Genomic DNA, 20,105 nt, shown 5'->3' on the forward strand with positions numbered 1-20,105 from the left:
GACGGGGCCCGCCCGTCACCGGCCCGGCCGACCGGCCCTACTCCGACTCCTGCTCCAGACCCCAGCTGTGGATCTTCCTCGGGTGGATCCGGATCAGTTCCTGGCTGAAGTGCGGCCCCAGGTCGTGGGGCCCCGTCAGCAACTCGGCCTCGCCCCGGACCTCGACCCCGCGCACCCGCCACGGCCGCAGACTCAGGATGTCGTCCACCACCAGCGCGACCTTCGGATTCGACTGGAGGTTGCGCCACTTCTTGGTGGTCGCCAGGGCATAGCCCCCGATCAGGATCGTCCCGTCCTCCTGGGGAAAGAAACCGACGGGATTCGCCTGCGGCTGCCCCTTCGGGTCGACGGTCGCGAGCCGCCCCAGCCGCTGGGTCGCGAGATAGGCACGCTCGGTCTCGGTGAAATCGGTCATGATCACACCCTCACACGCCCGGACACCTCCCCGGTATCGGCCCCCGGATGTAGGCCCTGCCCGTACGAGCGCCGTTACCCCGCGATCACCGCGCCCAGCCAGGCACCGGCGATCAGCAGACAGGCGAACAGCTCGACCAGGATGCTCGTCCCGGCGGCGCGCATCATCTGGCGGGTCGCCGACACGGCCTGGCCGTGGCCGCCGAGACGGTGGCGTTCGCGGAGGTAGACGCCGCCGACGAAGCCGGGGATCGCACCCACCACCGGGACCACCACGAAGCCCACGACCGCGCCGACGCCCGCCCAGGCCGCCGTCCGGCCGGTGGCGCCGGAGTCCCGGATCCGCCGGGTGGGCATCAGCCACAGCACCACCTGGACCAGGAGCAGCAGGGCCGTCGACGCGACCAGCAGCCCCCAGGCGAGACCGGTCTGCTCGTGCAGGGCCCACCAGAGCATCGCGGCCCATACGAGCCAGCGGCCCGGTACCCCGGGCACCAGGACCCCGGCGAGCCCGAACGCGATGACACCCCCCAGGAGCACCTCCTGCCACACACCACCCACGCACCCAGGTTCCCCCACACCGGCCACCCCCGCCTCTCGTGGCTCGATCCGGACTCCGGTCCTCCGGGCGGAGCAGATCGGCGGCGGAGCCGTCGGACGGGCTCCGGCGCAGGTCGGGCCCGCCTTTCCCGGACGAGGCCGACGGGGACCGGCGGGACCGGGGTGACGAAAGGCCGACAGCTTTGAAAGGGCCCGTTTTACCGGCCGGTTCCCGGTGGACTATTAAGGACATGAGTCAGCAGGGGGAGACGTCCACCGCCGCGGTCGACGACTGGTGGAACCGGCTCTACGACGAACCGGTGTCCGCGCCGGGACGGGACCCCGTTCACCCGGAGAGACCGCCGGGGGACGCGAGCCTCGACGACCACTTCGCCTCCGCCGCGGCGGCGACGGCGCCGACCACGGACCCGCCCGCGCCCGAAAGACCCCGGGCCTGGTGGGAGCCCGATGACGACTCCGTACCCGACGATCCCCCGGCCGGCCCCGACCCCGGATCCGCCACGGACCGGCCGGCTCCCGAGGACGGCGACCCGTGGTCGCCCGACGACGTGACCGACGACGGCCCGCCGGAGGCGGCGCCCGTCGCCGGGGAGTGCATACCGTCCGCTCCGGCTCCCGGCGTACCCGATCCCAGGACCCCGGCCGACACCGACGTACCGAACATGCTGGACATACCGGATGCGCCGGAGTCGGTGGCCGACGGGCATCCCGGATTCATCGGCGACCGGCCGCCGACCTACGACGCCGAACCCACCGCCCTGCCCGCCGCCGACCCCGAGCGGTTGGGCGAGCCCATCACCGACACCGTCGTCGACGGCGCCCGGTACGGCACCTGGACGCTGCGCGCCGCCTCCGTCCGCGGCGACTCCGCTCGCTATCGGGGCGACCCCCGCAAGGACGCCCTGCTCACGGCCCGGTTCGGCACCGGGGACGGCGCCCTGGTGCTGATCGCCGTCGCCACCGGCCCCCGCGTCGCACCCGACGCCCACCGCACGGCGGCCGACGCCTGCCGGCTCATCGGCGGCGCGGTCGGCCGCAGCCACGCCCGGCTCTCCGACGACATCAGGGCCGACCGCCGCGAGGACCTCGGAGCCGGACTGCACCGGCTCACCGACAGGGTCGTCGGCCGGCTCCGCGCCGACGCCGCCGAACGCGGCGCCGACGACCCCGCCGTCGGCCTGCGCTGCCTGCTGCTGACCGCGGACCCCCGCTGCCGCAACCGGATCTTCTTCGGGATCGGCCCCGGCGGACTCTTCCGGCTCCGGGACGGCTCCTGGGAGGACATCGAACCGGCCGTCCCGCCCGCCGGACCCCGCGACGACGACGGGCCCGCCGACCCGCCGGCACCCCCTTACGAGCCGTTCCGCTTCCGGGCCTGCGCCGCCCGCCCCGGTGACACCCTGCTCCTCTGCGGCCCCGGATTCGCCGACCCGCTGCGCGAGGCGCCCGGCCTCGGCGACGAACTGGCCCGGCGCTGGCACCCCGGCGGACCTCCCGGCCTGGCCGGATTCCTCGCCGACGTCCAGCTGAGAGTCAAGGGGTACGCGGACGACCGCACCGCCGTCGCCGTCCACGACACCCCCGGCTGACCCCGCGCCCCCGGGCCGACCGGGGCCGCCGAGGAGGCGGGAATCCCCGTGCCGTGGGTTGATGGACCTTCAGGCGGTCACCGCGAGGAAGGATGCCCATTTCCATGGCCAAGCAGAACGTGGCGGAACAGTTCGTCGACATTCTCGTCCGCGCGGGCGTCCAGCGCCTCTACGGAGTCGTCGGCGACAGCCTCAACCCCGTCGTCGACGCCATCCGCCGCACCCCCGACATCGAATGGATCCAGGTCCGCCACGAGGAGACCGCCGCCTTCGCGGCCGGGGCCGAGGCCCAGATCACCGGCAAGCTGGCCGCCTGTGCCGGCTCCTGCGGCCCCGGCAATCTCCACCTCATCAACGGCCTCTACGACGCCCACCGCTCGATGGCGCCCGTTCTCGCCCTCGCCTCGCACATCCCGTCCGGCGAGATCGGCCTCGGCTACTTCCAGGAGACCCATCCGGACCAGCTCTTCCGCGAGTGCTCCCACTACAGTGAGCTGATCTCCAACCCCCGGCAGATGCCCCGGCTGCTGCACACCGCGATCCAGCACGCCATCGGCCGCAGCGGGGTGAGCGTCGTCTCCCTCCCCGGCGACATCGCCGCCCGGCAGGCACCGGAGAAGACCGCCGAGAGCGCGCTGGTCACCGCCCGCCCCTCGGTACGCCCCGGCGACGGCGAGATCGACAAGCTCGTCCGCATGATCGACGAGGCCGACCGGGTCACCCTCTTCTGCGGCAGCGGCACCGCGGGCGCCCATACCGAGGTGATGGAGTTCGCCGAACGGGTGAAGTCCCCGGTCGGCCACGCCCTGCGCGGCAAGGAGTGGATCCAGTACGACAACCCCTTTGATGTGGGCATGAGCGGACTCCTCGGCTACGGCGCCGCCTACGAGGCCACCCACGAGTGCGATCTGCTGATCCTGCTCGGTACCGACTTCCCGTACAACGCCTTCCTTCCCGACGATGTGAAGATCGCCCAGGTCGACATCCGCCCGGAACACCTGGGCCGCCGCTCCAAGCTCGACCTCGCCGTCTGGGGCGACGTCCGGGAGACCCTGCGCTGTCTCAACTCCCGCGTCCGGGTCAAGAACGACCGCCGCTTCCTCGACAAGATGCTGAAGAAGCACGCCGACGCGCTGGAAGGCGCCATCAAGGCGTACACGCGGAAGGTCGACAAGCACATCCCGATCCATCCCGAGTACGTCGCGTCCGTCCTCGACGAGCTCGCCGACGACGACGCGGTCTTCACCGTCGACACCGGGATGTGCAACGTCTGGGCCGCCCGCTACATCTCCCCCAACGGCCGCCGCCGGATCATCGGCTCGTTCAGCCACGGCTCCATGGCCAACGCCCTGCCGCAGGCGATCGGCGCCCAGTTCACCGACCCCGGCCGCCAAGTCGTCTCGATGTCGGGCGACGGCGGATTCACCATGCTGATGGGCGACTTCCTCACCCTCGTCCAGTACGACCTGCCGGTGAAGGTCGTCCTCTTCAACAACTCGTCCCTCGGCATGGTCGATCTGGAGATGCTCGTCGCCGGGCTCCCGTCCTACGGCACCCACAACCAGAACCCCGACTTCGCGGCGATCGCCCGCGCGTCGGGCGCGTACGGCATCCGGGTCGAGAAGCCGCGCCAGCTCGCGGGCGCGCTCAAGGAGGCGTTCAAGCACCGGGGGCCCGCCCTGATCGATGTGGTCACCGACCCCAACGCCCTCTCCATCCCGCCCAGGATCAGCGCCGAGATGGTGACCGGCTTCGCGCTGTCGGCGAGCAGGATGGTCCTCGACGGCGGGGTCGGGAGGATGGTCCAGATGGCCCGTTCCAATCTGCGCCATGTGCCCAGGCCCTGACCGGATCGGCTCCCGCAGAAGGCGTAGACCACATCCGTCCGCTGTGGGAAAAAACCCCCTCCCCGGGCGTCTTGACCATTTCGTCATGCGTGGCCCACCGCCGAACAGGGCAGGGCTCTCGTGGAATGGTCGGTACGCACCGTCGTGACGAGGAGTCCGGCGTTCAACGGGTGGGGATGATGACAGGGCGTCAGGGAGGGGCCGGTTCCGCCTCGGGCGGATCCGGCCGGTACGGGGGACGACAGCCCGGACGGGACCATGGAGGGGAGCGACTGCACCGGCGGATGGGGTGCGGGGATCTGAAGTCCGTCCCGGAGGTCCGGCACGGACTGCGGGAACTGCTCGGACAGTGGGGCGACGGCGGTACCGCGGACGTCGCCGAACTGCTCGCGAGTGAACTGGTCACCAACGCGCTGATCCATACGGATCACGGCGCGGTCGTCACGGCCACGGTCGGACCGGAGACGGTCGGCACCTCCACCCTGCGGGTGGAGGTCCGCGACTTCGTGGAGGGCTTCCCGGAGCCGCCGTCCGCCCGCTCCGTGCCGCGCCACGAGCAGCCGGACCTCCTCGACACCCACGGCCGCGGCCTGGCACTGGTCCAGAGTCTGGCGGACTCGTGGGGGGTCAGGACCCAGCACGCGGGCAAGGTCGTCTGGTTCGAACTCAACGCCGCCTGCTGAGACCGGGGCCACCGGGCCGAGCGGTCCGACGGCGCGACGGAACGTGAGGAGGCCGGCCCCGGAATCCGGGGCCGGCCTCCTCACGTGACACATCGGGGACGGGAACGGCTCGCGGTCTAACCGAACTGCTGCTCCAAGTCCTTCAGCTTCCGCTCCAGGGAATCCAGCCTGGGCAGGGTCATCGTGTCGTCCTCCGCCGTCAGGTCGACGACCTTAGGCTCGGGGGCGGCCGATGCCGCGGGCTCCAGGGAGTGCATGGATCGAGGCGGCAGCTGTCCCGTTGCTATGGCAGGCTCCGCTACGGTGGCCGAACTCTCCGTCAGCGCCTGCGCGCCGCCACCGCCGGACTGGCTCGAACCGGACCCGCCCGCCGGGCTGGCGGTCAGCGCCGGAAGGTTCGGGTCGGGCATCACCCGGCCGCGGCCCCAGGCACGGTGCTGCCGGTTGAGCGCCTTTATGCGGGCGCGGTCCAGCTTCGCCTGGTCCCGGGTGCGCATCTTGTGCTGCTTCTTCTTGACCTCTTCCTCACGGACCTCCTCGACCGCCTCGTCCAGCGTGCGGACACCCTCAAGGAGCATCAGCGACCAGGCGTTGAAGGTCTCACGAGGCGCCCGCAGCCAGCGGACGACGCGGATCTGCGGCAGCGGGCGGGGCACCAGACCCTGCTCGCGCAGGGCGGCCCGGCGGGTCTGCTTCAGGGCGCGGTCGAAGAGGACCGCGGCCGAGAGGGACATCCCGGCGAAGAAGTGCGGCGCGCCCGCGTGGTCCACACCCCGGGGAGCGTGCACCCAGTTGAACCAGGCCGCGGCGCCCGCGAACGTCCACACCAGCAGGCGGGAGCCGAGGGCCGCGTCACCGTGGCTGGCCTCGCGGACGGCGAGCACCGAGCAGAACATCGCCGCGCCGTCGAGACCGAAGGGCACGAGGTACTCCCAGCCCCCCGACAGGTTCAGGTTCTGCCGGCCGAAGCCGACCAGACCGTGGAAGGAGAGCGCGGCGGCCACCGCGGCACAGCAGAAGAGGAGTACATAGGAAGCCGAGGCGTACATGGCTTCCTTGCGCCTGCGGCGCTCCTCACTCCGTTCCCAGGAATCTTCCGGTTGCGTCTTGGTGGCGGCCTTCTTGCCGCGCTGGACCACGACGATCGCGACCAGGACTCCCACGAGCATCACGCCGCCGGGAAGCAGCCAGGATAGCGATATGTCTCTCATGTTGTTGGCGTCCCTTTACATCTGCGTCGCGGTAGGCGGTCGGCCGCCATACTGACCGAAGTCCGGGCGATCCCAGGAGAGTTTGGTGGCAAGAGAACGCCAATGGGGCCATACGGCATACGGATAGATACGAATTCCTCGAACTGCCGTACGGGCAGTGGGAGTTGCGTACGATTTATATCACCCGGAGGGGGGGTGTGACATCCGGAGCGTGACAACGGTTCAGGCTCTTCCGACGAGGCGTCAGCAGCTGTCCGTACGCCTCTCCGGGCCGTCCGCCCGCCCGGGTTCAGACGTTCGGCAGCAGCCGGGCCACCCGGTCCGCGTCACAGGTCCGCGGGCAGGTGACACAGGTGTCGTCCGGGCGCAGTGTATAGAACATGCAGCAGCTCGCGCGGTCCCGGGTGGAGAGTCGCTCGCCCGAAGGGCCGGACAGGGTACGGAAGCCGGGTGTGCCGACGTACGGCTTCACGGTGCCGGGCAGCAGCTCCTGAAGCTCCGTCATGGCCCGCTGCTGCTCGCCCAGGCGCTCGCCGACGAACCAGAGACCCTCGACGACCTCGTCCGTCACCATGCCCCACAGTGCGCGGCGACCGCGCCGCATCCGCGGCGCGAAGCCCTCCAGCAGCGGGCTCATGTGATCGGCGACGGCGGTCCTGACCTCGTCGCGCAGCGCCGCCTCGTCCCGGACGACCCGGGCGCCGGGCAGCCGGGCGGCCGGATCGCCCGGCAGGCAGGCGAAGTCGGTCACCCGGACCGCCAGCCGGCCGAGGGCCCGCTGATACGCCACTCCGGCCGGGTCGACGCGCGGTACGCGGCGGCCGAGGAACCAGGGGACGGTGATCAGCAGCAGGGCGGGCCAGGCGTAGCGGTGCAGCCCGAAGCTCGCGACCACGTCGGGGCGGGCCTCCTCGCCGTAGTCGCGGCGGATCTGGTCGGCGTCCCAGGCGAGGAAGCCGTCGAGCGCGGCGCCGCCGGCGGCCAGTTCGTCGGCCCGGAACCAGCCGTCGCCGGCCGGTACGGGGTCCCCGGGCGACAGCTCGCGGAAGGCCAGGCCCGGATACGCCTCGCCGAGGCGCGCGTAGGCGTCCGCCAGGGGTGAGGCGGGGGCGGGCAGCAGCGCGGGCAGGGTCATGCGGGACCGCCGTATCCACGATCGACTTCAGGTAAGGCTTACCTTACCCGAGCCCGCCGCTGTTTGAACGGGGCGCCCGGCCGTTATGGTGCACCACGGGAGGCCGGGCGGTCGGCGACCGGGCCCCGGCCGGCCGGAGGAGGACCCGAGTGGAGCAGGCCCCGACGCGGGACGCGGGTGTGACCCGACCCGGATCCGTACCTTCCGGAGCCGCCGCGCCGACGGGGTCGCCGCCGGCCGTGAGCGGGGACAGGAGCGGGGGCGGGGTACCACGCCCGCGCACGCCGCCGGCCGTACCGTCGCCGCGGGGCGAGGCGCGCGGATCGGCATGGCCCGAGGGCGGCCCGCCCCGGCGCGGCCCGGTGGTGGCCGACGCCCCCGAGGACGGGTATCCGTACGGCGGGACCGCCGTTCCGTTCGGGCACCGCGAGATCCGCCGCCATTCCGTACGGGAACAGATCCTCCAGGCCCTGCGTACGGCCCTCGTCGACGGGGATCTCGCCCCGGGGGAGGTCTACTCGGCACCGGCGCTCGGCCTGCGGTTCGGGGTCTCGGCGACGCCCGTACGGGAGGCCATGCAGCAACTCGCCAGTGAGGGCGCGGTCGAGGTCGTCCCCAACCGGGGCTTCCGTGTCGCCGTCCGCAGCCCCCGCGAGCGCGCCGAACTGGCCGAGGTCCGGGCCCTGATCGAGGCGCCCGTCGTCCTGCGGCTGGCCCGCACGCTCCCGGCCGGCCGATGGGCCGGACTGCGGCCCTACGCCGAAGCGACGGCCGTCGTCGCGGCCAGCGGCGACCGCGCCGGGTACGCGGAGGCGGACCGCGCCTTCCACCGCGCGATCCTGGAACTCGCGGGCAACGGCCAGTTGGTGGCCGTGGCGGAGGATCTCCACCGGCGGTCCCAGTGGCCGCCGAAGGGCACATGCCTGGTCGCGGACGCGGCCCAGCACATGCGTCTGCTGAACGCGCTGGAGACGGGCAACGGAACGGCGGCGCGGACGGAGATCCTGAACCACTTCGGTGACGGCACCGCCACGGAATAGCCCGGAGCGGGCCCTCGTGGAAGTGCGGCCCTCGGGCCGGGGTCTCGGCGTTGCCGAGGCTCAGGCTGCGGGTTCCGGGGACTGGTGGGGGACGCGGTCCGCCAGCCAGACCGGGACGCCGCCCAGCAGGCGGTACAGGCGGCCCGCCTCGGAGCGCAGGCGGTGTGCCTCCGGCTCCGGTTCGCAGTCCGCGAGGGCCGCGAGCGCCGGGGCCGCACCGATCAGATAGCCCAGCTCCACCCGGAGCCGCAGCGCCTCCGAGAAGCCGTGCCGGGCCTCCGCGGTCTCGCCCTCCCGGAGGGCGATCCGGGCCAGGTGGTGGAAGGTGAACGACATCAGCAGCCGGTCGCCGCCCGCGGCGGCACCCTCGTGCGCCCTGCGGTACGCCGCCCGCGCGGCCTGTGGTGAATCCGCGATGTGCTCGGCGAGCAGCCCCCGCCGGAAGTCCAGCAGCGGTCGCGCGGGCGAGGTCGGCGAGAGCAGGGCCGCGGCCCTGCCGAGCGCCGTCCTGGCCTCGTCGGCCCGGTCGCGTACCCCGAGGACGGTGGCCGCGTACGCCAGCCTGCCGCGTTCGCACGCCGCGCCCCCGCGCTCCTCGTCGTCCCGGGCCCCCGCCTCGGCGGTCCGCAGGGCGTCCTCCGCGTCGGCCCAGCCGTCCCCCGTGTACATGCACCGCTCCACCAGGAGCCCGACCCGTTCCAGCGCGGCGGCGGGATCCGCCGCGTGCGGCGCGAGCAGGGCCGCCGCGTCCGTCCAGCAGCCGCGCGAACGCAGCCGCCACACCGCGGTCCGGAGTGGATCGTCACCCGCTGTGGTCCCGAAACCAGACATGGCGGTGTGCGCCACTACGCCCTCCCCGAGCACGCCGTCGAGCTGTTGAGTATGGGGAATCTCAGCATGGATCGGCCCGCCGGGCCAAGGGGTTGAGTGAATCAATTCACAATCTTTGGCCCCGAGGTGCGTGACGATCCGTGATATTGATCCACAAGACGCCCTCGATGCGCGTCAACAGCGACGATTCATCCGAGGCCCATGATCGTCGGGGAGTTGGCGATCTTGGCCCGCTCGATGCGCCGAACTGTCAGCAAGGCGGGCCCCGTTCATCCCCGGGACCGGCGCCGCCGCGCTCCCGCGCCGGGTCGCGCCGGCCCTCGCCCGCCGGGCCCGGCGAGAGGTGCGTGGTATAGGCATGTTCACGCGCCCTCACCGGGATCCGGTCGCCTGAAAGAGGTGAAGGAGACGGTCGTGTACAAGTCGCCGGGGCGCGGCGGACGGAGCCATGAACGGGTGACGAAGCTGTGCAGCGGCCCGTCGAGCAGGGCGGCGCGCGGCAGGGTCAGCCCCAGGGCCCGCTCCAGGGCTCCCAGGGCGTCGCGCGCCCCCGACAGCCCCCGGTGGGGCGCGCACGGGTCCTCGTCGCCCCGCCATTCCCCGGTCGTCCCGGGGAAGCCGTCGAGCGCCAGCCACGGCGGTATCTCCCCGGTCCAGCGCGGCTCGACGTCCCCGGCCGTCACATCGAACGCGCATACCTCCTCTCCGTCGATCCCGACGGAGAGATGGAAGCGGGTCCGGGTCCGGTCGTAGCTGTTGACGCTGTGCCAGACGACCACCGCCCGGGTCCCGGTGGACGCGGCGGCGGCCGGGGAGGCGAACCGCTCCTCGCCGAAGCTCTTGGGGTCGCCGTCGAAGGCGAAGCTCCACCCGGGGGCCGCCTGCCCGACCCGGGCCAGGGCCCGGTCGCCGTACGAGGTACTCCCGAGCGCCAGGTCCAGCCCGCGTCTCGCGTCCCACCTGCTGAGGAGCGGATACAACCCGTCCGGCCCGGGAAGCACCTCCCGCCGCGGGCCGCCGCCGGGTCCGGGGCCGCCTCCGCCCGGGTCCTTGAGCCGCGCCGGCAGCCCCGCCGGATCGGGGTCGGCGACGAACACGACCCGATAGCCGTCGCGGAACCGTTCCGGCGCCTCGTCCTCCAGCCAGGAGAGACCCACCGGATCGTCCCCGGGCGTCTCTCCGGACCGGTCCCGCTCCGGCCCCGCGAACTCGCCCCGGGGCAGGGCCAGCAGCAGCCGGGCCCGCTCCGGGGTGATCACCGGACCCAGTACCGGATCCGCGAGCAGTCCCAGCGGTGCCAGATGGTCGGGGCCCAGGGGCCGCCAGTGGGGGAGCGCGGCCCACAGCAGCCGCCACGCCTCGTTCCACCGGCCCCAGCGGGCCGACGCCCGTGCCTCGTCGGCCGCGTCGCCGAGCGGCCCGTCGGCCGTGAAGCGATACGTCCCCTCCCGCGCCACCCGCAGTGCCTCCTCCGCAGTCTCCCGCGCCTCGCGCGTCGTACAGCGGGCGAGCAGCATCCACGTCCTGCCGGTGGGGCCGTAGTGCCGTGCGGTGGCCGCGAAGCCCGCCGCGGCCACCGGGAGCAGATCGGGGGCGTACACCGGATCGACCGCGAGGGCGTCCGCCGAGAACCCCGAGTGCGCCGAGAACCCCGAGGCCTGTGCCGAGAGCAGACACTCCAACTGTCCCCGCAGCGCCCCGGCCCTCGGTCTGCCGTACTCCCCGGCTTCCCGCAGCAGGGTCAGGGCCTCCTCGTACTCTCCGCGCAGCGCCGCCCGCCGGGCCCGCTCCACCGCGGCGTCCTGTGCCCGCGTCGTGTCGTTGACGAGCGGCGGGCGCTCGCCCCGCTCGGCCTTGTAGGCGGCCGAGCGGTGGAAGGACCGGTGCAGATGCTCCATGTAATGGCGGAAGGACGGATAGCGGTCGGGCGGCGCGGCCCGCCAGGACGCGTACTCGTACACCGCCCACTCGCCGTCCGCGTCCCGGTCCAACGGATCGATCAGGATCAGCGTCATATCCGTCTCCGCGTGCAGACCGAACGACCGGTGCCACATCCCGGCCTCCAGCAGCTCCTCCGGCGACGCGTCCTCGTCCGGCACTCCGAAGACCTCGGCGAGGCCCCACTCGTCCTCGTACAGCCGGATCTCCCGGGTCCCGGCCAGCCGGTAGACGGGATGGGCGGCCGGCCGCCAGCCGTCGCTGATCCGCAGGAACGTGTCGAGCGACGGCGGCAGCCGATGGCCGATCCGCTCCTCCAGGGCGGCGATGTCCGCGTCCGACGCCCCCGGAAGGCCGAGCCACCGGGCCGCGATCAGCTCCTGATCCGACTCGTCCTGCTCGTCCTCCCCACCCGCCTCGCCGGGGACCCGCGCGTCCGCCCACTCCCCGCTCCACCGGGTCAGGAACTCCCGCCAGTCGAACGGGGATCCGATCGTCGTCTCGCCTGTCGAGGTCATACGGCGATGGTGGCACCCGCCACTGACAACGGAGCCGGCCGTGGCCCCCGCCGCAGGTCAGCTCATCCGCAGGGCCAGGAAGAAGTCCAGCTTGTCCTCCAGGCGCGACAGATCACGGCCCGTCAGCTGCTCGATCCGCCCCACCCGGTAGCGCAGGGTGTTGACATGCAGATGGAGCCGTGTCGCGCACCGGGTCCACGAGCCGTCGCTGTCGAGGAACGCCTCCAGGGTCGGGATCAGCTCCGCGCGGTGGCGCCGGTCGTACTCCCGCAGCGGGTCCAGCAGCCGGGCGGTGAAGGCCCGGCGGACGTCGTCGGGGACGAACGGCAGCAGCAGGACGTGCGACGCGAGTTCGTGGTGGCCCGCCGCGCACACCCGGCCCGGGCGGGCGGCGGCGACCCGGCGGGCGTGCCGCGCCTCCTCCAGCGCGCCGCGCAGCCCCTCCGCCGACGAGACCGCGGCGCTCACCCCGATGGTGAGCCGCCCGTCGCCGTCGAGACCGGCCGTCAGGGGTTCGCGCACCGCCGCCAGCAGGGCGTCCGCGTGCAGGGACTCCTCGGTGGCTGGGGTGTCCCCGGTGGGCGGCAGCGCCGACAGCGGTACGAGGGCGATCGCCTCGCCACCCGTATGGGCGACGGCGATCCGCTCGCCCGGTTCGGCACCGACGGCCGACGGGTCGACGAGGATCTCCTCCAGCAGGGCGCGGGCGAGCGGGCCCGATCCGCCGGAGTCCGCGGCGTCCTCCGCGGTGCCCTCCTGGCCCCGGTCGACCCGGGCCACCACGACCTGCCAGTGCGGCGCGGTCTCCGCGCCCGGGAGCAGGACCGGGGCCGCCACCCGCAGCCGGGCCGCGACCTCGGCGGGCGCCGCGCCCGTCCGGACCAGCTCCAGCACCTCCTGGGCCAGTCGGCGGCGTACCGTACGGGCCGCGTCCCTGCGGTCCCGCTCCACGGCGATCAGCTGGGTCACGCCCTGGAGCAGATCGAGCCGGGCGGCGGGCCAGTCGGCGGCGTCCGCCTCGACGGCGAGCAGCCAGTCGGAGAGCGCGTCGTCCCCGCGGGCCGGGCTCCGGACGTCCCCCGCGGCGGCCGGGGTCCGGTCGGCGGGACCGACGGGAAACAGGGAGTACGTCGTCCCCGCCACGGTCACCCGGTGCGGCGCCCGGCGGCCGGCGCGCTCGGCCGCCTGGTGCTCGGTGGCCAGCGCCGTCCGTACGGCGGTGGACGGCGCCGCGGCCTCCGGGGTGTCCCCGGGCCCCGCGATCCGCCGTCCGGTGGGGGAGAGCAGCCAGGCCCGCAGGTCCAGATCGGAGCCCAGGAGACCGAGGACGACCTCGGGGCCGCCGCCCGCCGGGCCCGCGGTCATCATCCGCCGGTGCCGGTCCACGACCGCCGCGAGATCGTCCGCCCGCTCGCCCGACACCTGCCGCACCACGTACTCGGTGATCGTCGCGAAGGCCACCGCCTCGTTGACGGCGAACAGCGGCAGCCGGTGCCGGGCGCAGGCCGCGGCCAGATCCTCCGGTACGGCCCCCAGCTCAGCCTCCCCGGCCGCGAGACCCGCCACCCCGGCCCTGGCCAGGATCCGGACGAAGGGCTCCGAGTCCGCCGGGGCGTGCCGCCACGCGAGGCCGGTGAGCACCAGCTCACCGCCCGACAGATAGCGGCTGGGGTCCCGCAGGTCCGTGGTCATCACCCCGCGTACCGCGCGGTCCAGCTCGTCGTCCCCGCCGAGCAGCCGCAGCCCCAGCGCGTCGTTCTCCAGCAGTGCGCGCAGCCGCATTCCGTAGCCGCCGATCCGTTTCTCGTAGCCCGTGGTGTGCATGGTGTACGGGGGTGTTTCCGGGGCTCCGCTGTGACGTCCCGGTCACCGGCGGTACCGGCCCACCGCGCCCAGGTTCCCGTCTTTCCCTTGTCTGAATCTACAAGAAGTCCGTACGGACCAGCCAACTCCTTCAGGGGTTCGGTGACTGCACCGGGTGGAGCACGGCTCTGTGTACTGAAGCTGCGCCGTGTGCATCACCAGGACGACCGCCCGCACGACCGGGACGACCGCCCGCGCGCCTCGCCGAGGCCGGGACAGCCACAGAAGAGAGCCAGCGCATGGAATTCCTCCGGCCCGCCACCTGGGACGAGGCCCTCGCCGCCAAGGCCGCGCACCCCACCGCCGTCCCCGTCGCGGGGGGTACGGACATCATGGTGGAGATCAACTTCGACCACCGCAGACCCAGCCACCTGATGGACCTCACCAGGATCGGTGAACTGGGCCGGTGGGAGGTGGGCGAGGACTCCGTGCGGCTCGGCGCGTCCGTCCCGTACACCCGCATCATCGAACACCTGGGGACCGAGCTGCCCGGACTGGCGCTCGCCGCCCGTACCGTCGCCTCCCCCCAGATCCGCAACCGGGGCGGCGTCGGCGGCAACCTGGGCACCGCGTCCCCGGCCGGGGACGCCCATCCGGCGCTGCTCGCCGCGGGCGCCGAGGTGGAGGCCGCCTCCGTACGGGGGACCCGGCTCATCCCGATCGACGACTTCTACACCGGCGTCAAACGCAACGCCCTCGCCCCCGACGAACTGATCCGGGCCGTCCGGATCGCCCGCGCCGACGGGCCCCAGCAGTTCGCCAAGGTCGGCACCCGCAACGCGATGGTGATCGCGGTCTGCGCCTTCGGCCTCGCCCTCCACCCCGCCACCCGGACGGTCCGTACCGGTATCGGATCCGCCGCCCCCACCCCCGTCCGGGCGAAGACGGCCGAGGAGTTCCTCGGCGCGGCGCTGGAAGAGGGCGGATTCTGGGAGAACGGGAAGGTCGTCACCCCCTCCGTGGCCCGTGAGTTCGCCGGCCTCGCCGCCGGGGCCTGCGACCCCATCGACGACGTCCGAGGCACCGCGGCCTACCGGCGCCACGCCGTCGGCGTCCTGGCCCGCCGCACCCTGACCTGGGCCTGGGAGGAGTACCGGACCGGGACCGGACCCGGGAACACGCACACCACGACCGAGGGAGCGGCCTGATGCGGATCAGTCTCACCGTCAACGGACGGCGCGAAGTGGCCGACGATGTCTGGGAGGGCGAGAGCCTGCTGTACGTCCTCCGGGAACGGCTGGGCCTCCCCGGCTCCAAGAACGCCTGTGAACAGGGCGAATGCGGATCCTGCACGGTCCGGCTCGACAATGTCCCCGTCTGCTCCTGTCTCGTCGCCGCGGGCCAGGCCGAGGGCCGGGACGTCGTCACCGTCGAAGGGCTCGCCGACCACGCCCGCCGCCGAACCGAACACGCCCGCCGCCGCGCCGGGCACCCCGCCGAAGACACGGCGACAGCCCCCGGCGACGACCTGGCCCCGATCCAGCGGGCGTTCGTCGAAGCCGGCGCCGTCCAGTGCGGCTTCTGCACCCCCGGCCTCCTCGTCGCCGCCGACGAACTGCTGGAACGCCGGCCCGAACCCTCCGACGCCGATATCCGCGAGGCGCTCTCCGGCAATCTCTGCCGCTGTACCGGCTACGAGAAGATCCTCGACGCCGTCCGGCTCGCCGCCGCCCGCCGGCCGGCCGAGGAGGGCACCGCGCGATGACCGTCACCGGCACCCCCACCGGACTCACCCAGGGCTCCCGCACCCGTGGCGGTATCGGCGAGTCCACCCTCCGCCCCGACGGCACCCTCAAGGTCACCGGCGAGTTCGCCTACTCCTCCGACCTGTGGCACGAGGACATGCTGTGGGGCCACACCCTGCGCTCCACCACCGCCCACGCCGAGATCCGTTCCATCGACATCTCCCGGGCCCTCGCCGTCCCCGGGGTGTACGCCGTCCTCACCTACGAGGACCTGCCCACCGCCGTCACCCACTACGGCCTGGAGATCAAGGACACCCCCGTCCTCGCCCACGGCAAGGTCCGCCACCACGGCGAACCCGTCGCCCTGGTCGCCGCCGACCACCCCGAGACCGCCCGCAGGGCCGCCGCGAAGATCCGGGTCGACTACGCGGAACTGCCCGTCGTCACCGACGAGGCGTCCGCCACCGCGCCCGGCGCCGTACTCGTCCACGAACACCGCGCCGACGGCCACAGCCGGCACGTCCCCCACCCCAATATCGTCCACCGGCAGCCCGTCGTCCGCGGCGACGCCGCCGCCGCGGCCCGCCGCGCCGATACCGTCGTCACCGGCGAATACGTCTTCGGCATGCAGGACCAGGCCTTCCTCGGCCCCGAGTCAGGACTCGCCGTACCCGGCGACGACGGCGGCGTCGACCTGTACGTCGCCACCCAGTGGCTCCACTCCGACCTCGGCCAGATCGCACCCGTCATCGGACTGCCCGAGGACAAGGTACGGATGATGCTCTCCGGCGTCGGCGGCGCCTTCGGCGGCCGCGAGGACCTGTCCATGCAGATCCACGCCTGTCTGCTGGCCCTGCGGACCGGCAAGCCCGTCAAGATGGTCTACAACCGCTTCGAGTCCTTCTTCGGACACGTCCACCGCCACCCCGCGAAGCTGCGGTACGAACACGGCGCCACCCGCGACGGAAAGCTCACCCACATCCGCTGCCGGATCGTTCTCGACGGCGGCGCCTACGCCTCCTCGTCCCCGGCGGTCGTCGGCAACGCGGCGTCCCTCGGCATCGGCCCGTACGTCGTCGGCGACGTCGAGATCGAGGTCCTCGCGCTCTACACCAACAACCCGCCGTGCGGTGCCATGCGCGGCTTCGGCGCCGTCCAGGCGTGCTTCGCCTACGAGGCGCAGATGGACAAGCTGGCCGCCGCCCTCGGCATGGACCCGGTCGAACTGCGGCGGCTCAACGCCATGGAGCAGGGCGCCACCATGCCCACCGGCCAGATCGTGGACTCCCCGGCGCCCGTCGCCGAACTGCTGCGCCGCGTCAAGGCCCGGCCGCTGCCGCCGGAACGCCAGTGGGAGGTCGCGGGCGGCGCCCCCGACGTCCGCGCCCTGCCCGGCGGACTCTCCAACACCACCCACGGCGAGGGCGTCGTCCGCGGTGTGGGCTACGCCGTCGGCATCAAGAACGTCGGCTTCTCGGAGGGCTTCGACGACTACTCCACCGCCCGGGTCCGCCTGGAGGTCGTCGGCGGGGTCCCCGTCGCCACCGTCCACACCGCGATGGCCGAGGTCGGCCAGGGCGGCATCACCGTCCACGCCCAGATCGCCCGGACCGAACTGGGCGTCGCCCAGGTCACCATCAGCCCCGCCGACACCCGCGTCGGCTCGGCCGGCTCCACCTCCGCGTCCCGGCAGACGTACGTCACCGGGGGCGCCGTCAAACACGCCTGCGAGACCGTCCGGGAACGCGTCCTCGACCTGGGGCGGCGCCGGCTCGGCTCGTACCACCCCGCCTGGGCGCACGCCGAACTCCTCCTGGAGGGCGGCAAGGTCGTCACCGACGCGGGCGAGGTCCTCGCCGACCTGGCCGACGTCCTGGAGGACGAGATCGTCGAGGTCGAACAGGAGTGGCGGCATCGGCCCACCCAGGCCTTCGACCTCGTCACCGGACAGGGCGACGGCCATGTGCAGTACTCCTTCGCCGCCCATCGCGCCGTCGTCGAGGTCGACACCGAACTCGGCCTGGTGAAGGTGGTCGAACTGGCCTGCGCCCAGGACGTCGGAAAGGCCCTCAACCCGCTCTCCGTCGTCGGCCAGATCCAGGGCGGCTCCACCCAGGGCCTGGGCGTCGCGGTGATGGAGGAGATCCTCGTCGACCCCGTGACGGCGAAGGTCCGCAACCCCTCCTTCACCGACTATCTGATCCCCACCATCCTCGACACCCCCACCATGCCCGTCGACGTCCTCGAACTCGCCGACAGCCACGCGCCGTACGGGCTGCGCGGGGTCGGCGAGGCCCCGACCCTCTCCTCCACCCCGGCGGTCCTGGCGGCGATCCGGGCCGCCACCGGTCTCGAACTGAACCGGGTCCCCGTCCGCCCGGAACATCTCACCGGTACGGCCTGAGCCGTGACCGGCCCGGCGCCCGGACCGCGCCGGAACCCCGCGAGGAAAGGAGCGGCCCGTGCTCGACATCGCCGAGGAGCTGCACCGCTGGATCCGGCGGGGGCGGACCATCGCGGTCGCCACCGTCGTCGCCGTCAGCGGCAGCGCGCCCCGTCTCCCCGGCGCCGCCCTCGCCGTCGACACCGAGGGGCGAGTCCTCGGATCCGTCTCCGGCGGCTGTGTCGAGGGCGCGGTGTACGAACTGTGCGCCCAGGCCCTGCGGGACGGGCGGCCCGTACGCGAACGCTTCGGATACCGCGACGACGACGCCTTCGCCACCGGGCTCACCTGCGGCGGCGAGATCGAGGTCCTGGTCGTACCGGTCGCCCCGGACGGACCCGAGGCGGCGGCCGTCGCCCGGGCCGCCGCGGGCGGGACCACGGCGCTGGTACGGATCGTCGACGGTCCCGGCGACCTGCTCGGCCGGGCCCTCGCCGTCGCGCCGGACGGCTCGTACGAGGGCACCCTGGGCGGACCCCCGGAGCGTGACCTGACCGCCGTCGCCGAGGCCCGCGCCCTGCTCGCGGCGGGCCGGACCGGCACGATCGCCGTCGGCGCCGAAGGCGGGCGCTGCGGCGACCCCCTCACCCTGCTGGTGGAGGCCGGGGCCCCGCCCCCGCGCATGATCGTCTTCGGGGCGGTCGACTTCGCCGCCGCGCTGGTACGGGTCGGCAAGTTCCTCGGCCACCACGTCACCGTCTGCGACGCCCGTCCGGTCTTCGCCACCGCCGAGCGCTTCCCCGAGGCCGACGAGGTCGTCGTGGACTGGCCCCACCGCTATCTGCGGACCACCGAGACCGACGCCAGGACGGTGCTCTGTGTGCTGACGCACGACGCCAAGTTCGATGTTCCGCTGCTGGAGTACGCGCTGAGGCTGCCGGTCGCGTACATCGGCGCGATGGGCTCGCGGCGGACGCACACCGACCGGGAACGGCGCCTGCGGGCCGCCGGGGTGACGGACGGGCAATTGGCCCGGCTGCGCAGCCCCATCGGGCTCGATCTGGGGGCGCGGACCCCGGAGGAGACGGCGCTGTCGATCGCCGCGGAGATCGTGGCCTGCCGCCGGGGCGGCGGCGGACTGCCGCTCACCGGGGCCGGGACACCCATCCACCACGACGGACCGCGACCGGGTCCGGTCCACCACGGCCGGCCGCGCCCCGGTCCCGTGGGCTCCGCCGCCTGACGACGCGCCGCGACCGGGGGATCAGAGGGCGCGGCGGGCCACCACGAGACGGCAGTTCGGGCCGCCGTCCGGCCGCCGGCCCAGCTCCTCCATCGGCATCAGCTCCACCGAGAACCCCGCCCGGGTCAGATCCGCCCGTACCGGACCGAGCGGAAAGGTGCGGTAGTACATGACGAACGGCGGCCGCCACACCAGGTTCCTGACCCGCATGGCCGTGTCGAACCCCCACAGCGCCCAGTACGGCCCCGAGCCCACCGGCGGCGGCGCGGGCAGCGGGAAGGCGAGGATCCCGCCCGGACGCAGGGCCCGGTGGATCCCGGCGAAGAGCGCCGGGCGCTCCCGGGGCAGGAAGTGCCCGAACGCCCCGAAGCTCACCGCCAGATCGAAACCCGGGCCGAACGGCAGCGCGCGGGCGTCGGCGCGTACCCAGTCGACGGCGGGGGACGGCGGACGCCCGGCGCCCTCCGGCCTCGGCGTGTCCTCCGTCGCGGCCGCCCCCTCCGCGGTGCGCGCCAGGTCGAGCATCCCGGAGCTGAAGTCCACCCCGACGACCCGTTCCTCGCACAGTCGGCGCAGGACCCCTACGCCCGCCCCCGTACCGGTGCAGACGTCGAGACCGATACGGAACGGCCCGAGCTGACGCACCGCGGAGACGAACGGATCGAGCAGACGATCGGGGGTACGGAACGGAGTCGCGTCGAACTTGGGCGCCAGCAGGTCGTATCCCCGCTCGACCGAGGAGAGCGCCTGGACGGCGAGTTCGCGGAGTGTGGGTCCTGATGAGGTGAACACCGGCGTCAGCCTACGGCCTGCGACGTACGCGCCCGCCGACCGGACGGCTTCTCCCACCCGCCCGGGCCCGGCCGTTGAACATCGCGCGCTCTCCGTCCGTATACCGGGGAGCGGCACCGTGTAGCGGCCCCCGGGCCCCGCGGGCGGGCGGCCGACATCCGCGGGACGGATGTGTGACGGCCGGATCCCTGTGCGGTGCATTCCGGCCGGACGCGACATGAGCGGGTGAGTAAACGGTAAGCAAATGCGAACATCGGACCAGAGGTGGCGGCTACGTTCGCCCCCATGAGTCCGCCCGGCGTCCACGGGCGCGGTGCCGGACGCCCGGCACCGGAGCCCGCGGCGCTCCGGCCGAGCCGGGCCCGGGACCGT

16 protein-coding genes are annotated in these 20,105 nt (G+C 73.4%); 8 read left to right on the plus strand and 8 right to left on the minus strand.

What is annotated here, in order from left to right; all coding sequences use genetic code 11:
* Nucleotides 1-37 precede the first annotated feature (37 nt).
* Nucleotides 38-415 (minus strand): PPOX class F420-dependent oxidoreductase, encoded by a 378-nt coding sequence (locus ACFXG1_RS08870; RefSeq protein WP_384713096.1) that lies wholly within the window; start codon nt 413-415, stop codon nt 38-40.
* Nucleotides 416-489: 74 nt separating this feature from the next.
* A complete protein-coding gene (locus tag ACFXG1_RS08875) occupies nt 490-966 on the minus strand; it encodes a DUF456 domain-containing protein (RefSeq protein WP_384713102.1) in 477 nt (158 codons plus the stop codon).
* A 239-nt stretch (nt 967-1,205) separates the two neighbouring features.
* Here ACFXG1_RS08875 and ACFXG1_RS08880 point away from each other — a divergent pair, with 239 nt between their 5' ends.
* The 3 genes from ACFXG1_RS08880 (at nt 1,206) to ACFXG1_RS08890 (ending at nt 5,094) form a co-directional block, all read left to right on the plus strand.
* On the plus strand, nt 1,206-2,564 hold the full coding sequence (locus tag ACFXG1_RS08880; protein ID WP_384741809.1) for a protein phosphatase 2C domain-containing protein: 1,359 nt from the start codon (nt 1,206-1,208) through the stop codon (nt 2,562-2,564).
* Nucleotides 2,565-2,668: 104 nt separating this feature from the next.
* Complete coding sequence (locus ACFXG1_RS08885; RefSeq protein ID WP_384721398.1) at nt 2,669-4,411, plus strand: pyruvate dehydrogenase; 1,743 nt, start codon at nt 2,669-2,671, stop codon at nt 4,409-4,411.
* 284 nt (nt 4,412-4,695) lie between these two features.
* Nucleotides 4,696-5,094, plus strand: coding sequence for an ATP-binding protein (locus ACFXG1_RS08890; protein WP_384741811.1), 399 nt, complete (start codon nt 4,696-4,698; stop codon nt 5,092-5,094).
* A gap of 116 nt (nt 5,095-5,210) precedes the next feature.
* Here the strand turns inward: ACFXG1_RS08890 and ACFXG1_RS08895 are convergent, their stop codons facing one another.
* Both ACFXG1_RS08895 and ACFXG1_RS08900 read right to left on the minus strand, forming a co-directional pair.
* On the minus strand, nt 5,211-6,305 hold the full coding sequence (locus ACFXG1_RS08895) for a DUF2637 domain-containing protein (RefSeq protein WP_384723497.1): 1,095 nt from the start codon (nt 6,303-6,305) through the stop codon (nt 5,211-5,213).
* 289 nt (nt 6,306-6,594) lie between these two features.
* Nucleotides 6,595-7,440 (minus strand): (2Fe-2S)-binding protein, encoded by an 846-nt coding sequence (locus tag ACFXG1_RS08900; RefSeq protein WP_384741813.1) that lies wholly within the window; start codon nt 7,438-7,440, stop codon nt 6,595-6,597.
* A 365-nt stretch (nt 7,441-7,805) separates the two neighbouring features.
* Here ACFXG1_RS08900 and ACFXG1_RS08905 point away from each other — a divergent pair, with 365 nt between their 5' ends.
* On the plus strand, nt 7,806-8,480 hold the full coding sequence (locus tag ACFXG1_RS08905) for a GntR family transcriptional regulator (protein WP_384741815.1): 675 nt from the start codon (nt 7,806-7,808) through the stop codon (nt 8,478-8,480).
* 60 nt (nt 8,481-8,540) lie between these two features.
* Here ACFXG1_RS08905 and ACFXG1_RS08910 read toward each other — a convergent pair whose 3' ends face one another.
* The 3 genes from ACFXG1_RS08910 to ACFXG1_RS08920 all read right to left on the minus strand — a co-directional run bounded on the left by ACFXG1_RS08910 (nt 8,541) and on the right by ACFXG1_RS08920 (nt 13,549).
* Nucleotides 8,541-9,311: a hypothetical protein gene (locus ACFXG1_RS08910; RefSeq protein WP_384741817.1), complete on the minus strand. Its 771-nt coding sequence runs from the start codon at nt 9,309-9,311 to the stop codon at nt 8,541-8,543.
* 362 nt (nt 9,312-9,673) lie between these two features.
* On the minus strand, nt 9,674-11,767 hold the full coding sequence (locus ACFXG1_RS08915) for an SMI1/KNR4 family protein (protein WP_384741819.1): 2,094 nt from the start codon (nt 11,765-11,767) through the stop codon (nt 9,674-9,676).
* A 57-nt stretch (nt 11,768-11,824) separates the two neighbouring features.
* Nucleotides 11,825-13,549, minus strand: coding sequence for a PucR family transcriptional regulator (locus tag ACFXG1_RS08920; protein ID WP_384741873.1), 1,725 nt, complete (start codon nt 13,547-13,549; stop codon nt 11,825-11,827).
* 320 nt (nt 13,550-13,869) lie between these two features.
* Between ACFXG1_RS08920 and ACFXG1_RS08925 the strand changes: the two genes are divergently transcribed.
* Genes ACFXG1_RS08925 through ACFXG1_RS08940 form a run of 4 tightly spaced genes read left to right on the plus strand, consistent with a single transcriptional unit; the run spans nt 13,870 to nt 18,941 of the window.
* Nucleotides 13,870-14,778 (plus strand): FAD binding domain-containing protein, encoded by a 909-nt coding sequence (locus tag ACFXG1_RS08925; RefSeq protein WP_384712057.1) that lies wholly within the window; start codon nt 13,870-13,872, stop codon nt 14,776-14,778.
* Nucleotides 14,778-15,335, plus strand: a complete 558-nt coding sequence (locus tag ACFXG1_RS08930) for a (2Fe-2S)-binding protein (RefSeq protein ID WP_384712060.1) — start codon at nt 14,778-14,780, stop codon at nt 15,333-15,335. The genes ACFXG1_RS08925 and ACFXG1_RS08930 overlap by 1 nt, the downstream gene beginning before the upstream one ends.
* Nucleotides 15,332-17,719, plus strand: a complete 2,388-nt coding sequence (locus ACFXG1_RS08935; protein ID WP_384741821.1) for a xanthine dehydrogenase family protein molybdopterin-binding subunit — start codon at nt 15,332-15,334, stop codon at nt 17,717-17,719. Before ACFXG1_RS08930 ends, ACFXG1_RS08935 begins: the two co-directional genes overlap by 4 nt.
* A gap of 58 nt (nt 17,720-17,777) precedes the next feature.
* Nucleotides 17,778-18,941 carry an XdhC family protein gene (locus ACFXG1_RS08940; protein WP_384741823.1) on the plus strand — a complete coding sequence of 388 codons (1,164 nt, stop codon included), beginning with the start codon at nt 17,778-17,780 and terminating at the stop codon, nt 18,939-18,941.
* A gap of 21 nt (nt 18,942-18,962) precedes the next feature.
* Here ACFXG1_RS08940 and ACFXG1_RS08945 read toward each other — a convergent pair whose 3' ends face one another.
* On the minus strand, nt 18,963-19,733 hold the full coding sequence (locus tag ACFXG1_RS08945; RefSeq protein ID WP_384741825.1) for a class I SAM-dependent methyltransferase: 771 nt from the start codon (nt 19,731-19,733) through the stop codon (nt 18,963-18,965).
* Nucleotides 19,734-20,105 lie beyond the last annotated feature (372 nt).

The organism is Streptomyces sp. NPDC059248, assembly GCF_042753905.1.
Taxonomy (GTDB): domain Bacteria; phylum Actinomycetota; class Actinomycetes; order Streptomycetales; family Streptomycetaceae; genus Streptomyces.

Excerpts from the sequence above, each read along its gene's own strand:
- ACFXG1_RS08880 (WP_384741809.1), top strand. The coding sequence starts at position 1,206 with ATGAGTCAGCAGGGGGAGACGTCCACCGCCGCGGTCGACGACTGGTGG.
- ACFXG1_RS08900 (WP_384741813.1), bottom strand. The coding sequence starts at position 7,440 with ATGACCCTGCCCGCGCTGCTGCCCGCCCCCGCCTCACCCCTGGCGGAC.
- ACFXG1_RS08925 (WP_384712057.1), top strand. The coding sequence starts at position 13,870 with ATGGAATTCCTCCGGCCCGCCACCTGGGACGAGGCCCTCGCCGCCAAG.
- ACFXG1_RS08930 (WP_384712060.1), top strand. The coding sequence starts at position 14,778 with ATGCGGATCAGTCTCACCGTCAACGGACGGCGCGAAGTGGCCGACGAT.
- ACFXG1_RS08910 (WP_384741817.1), bottom strand. The coding sequence starts at position 9,311 with ATGTCTGGTTTCGGGACCACAGCGGGTGACGATCCACTCCGGACCGCG.
- ACFXG1_RS08935 (WP_384741821.1), top strand. The coding sequence starts at position 15,332 with ATGACCGTCACCGGCACCCCCACCGGACTCACCCAGGGCTCCCGCACC.
- ACFXG1_RS08895 (WP_384723497.1), bottom strand. The coding sequence starts at position 6,305 with ATGAGAGACATATCGCTATCCTGGCTGCTTCCCGGCGGCGTGATGCTC.
- ACFXG1_RS08890 (WP_384741811.1), top strand. The coding sequence starts at position 4,696 with ATGGGGTGCGGGGATCTGAAGTCCGTCCCGGAGGTCCGGCACGGACTG.
- ACFXG1_RS08885 (WP_384721398.1), top strand. The coding sequence starts at position 2,669 with ATGGCCAAGCAGAACGTGGCGGAACAGTTCGTCGACATTCTCGTCCGC.
- ACFXG1_RS08915 (WP_384741819.1), bottom strand. The coding sequence starts at position 11,767 with ATGACCTCGACAGGCGAGACGACGATCGGATCCCCGTTCGACTGGCGG.
- ACFXG1_RS08870 (WP_384713096.1), bottom strand. The coding sequence starts at position 415 with ATGACCGATTTCACCGAGACCGAGCGTGCCTATCTCGCGACCCAGCGG.
- ACFXG1_RS08920 (WP_384741873.1), bottom strand. The coding sequence starts at position 13,549 with ATGCGGCTGCGCGCACTGCTGGAGAACGACGCGCTGGGGCTGCGGCTG.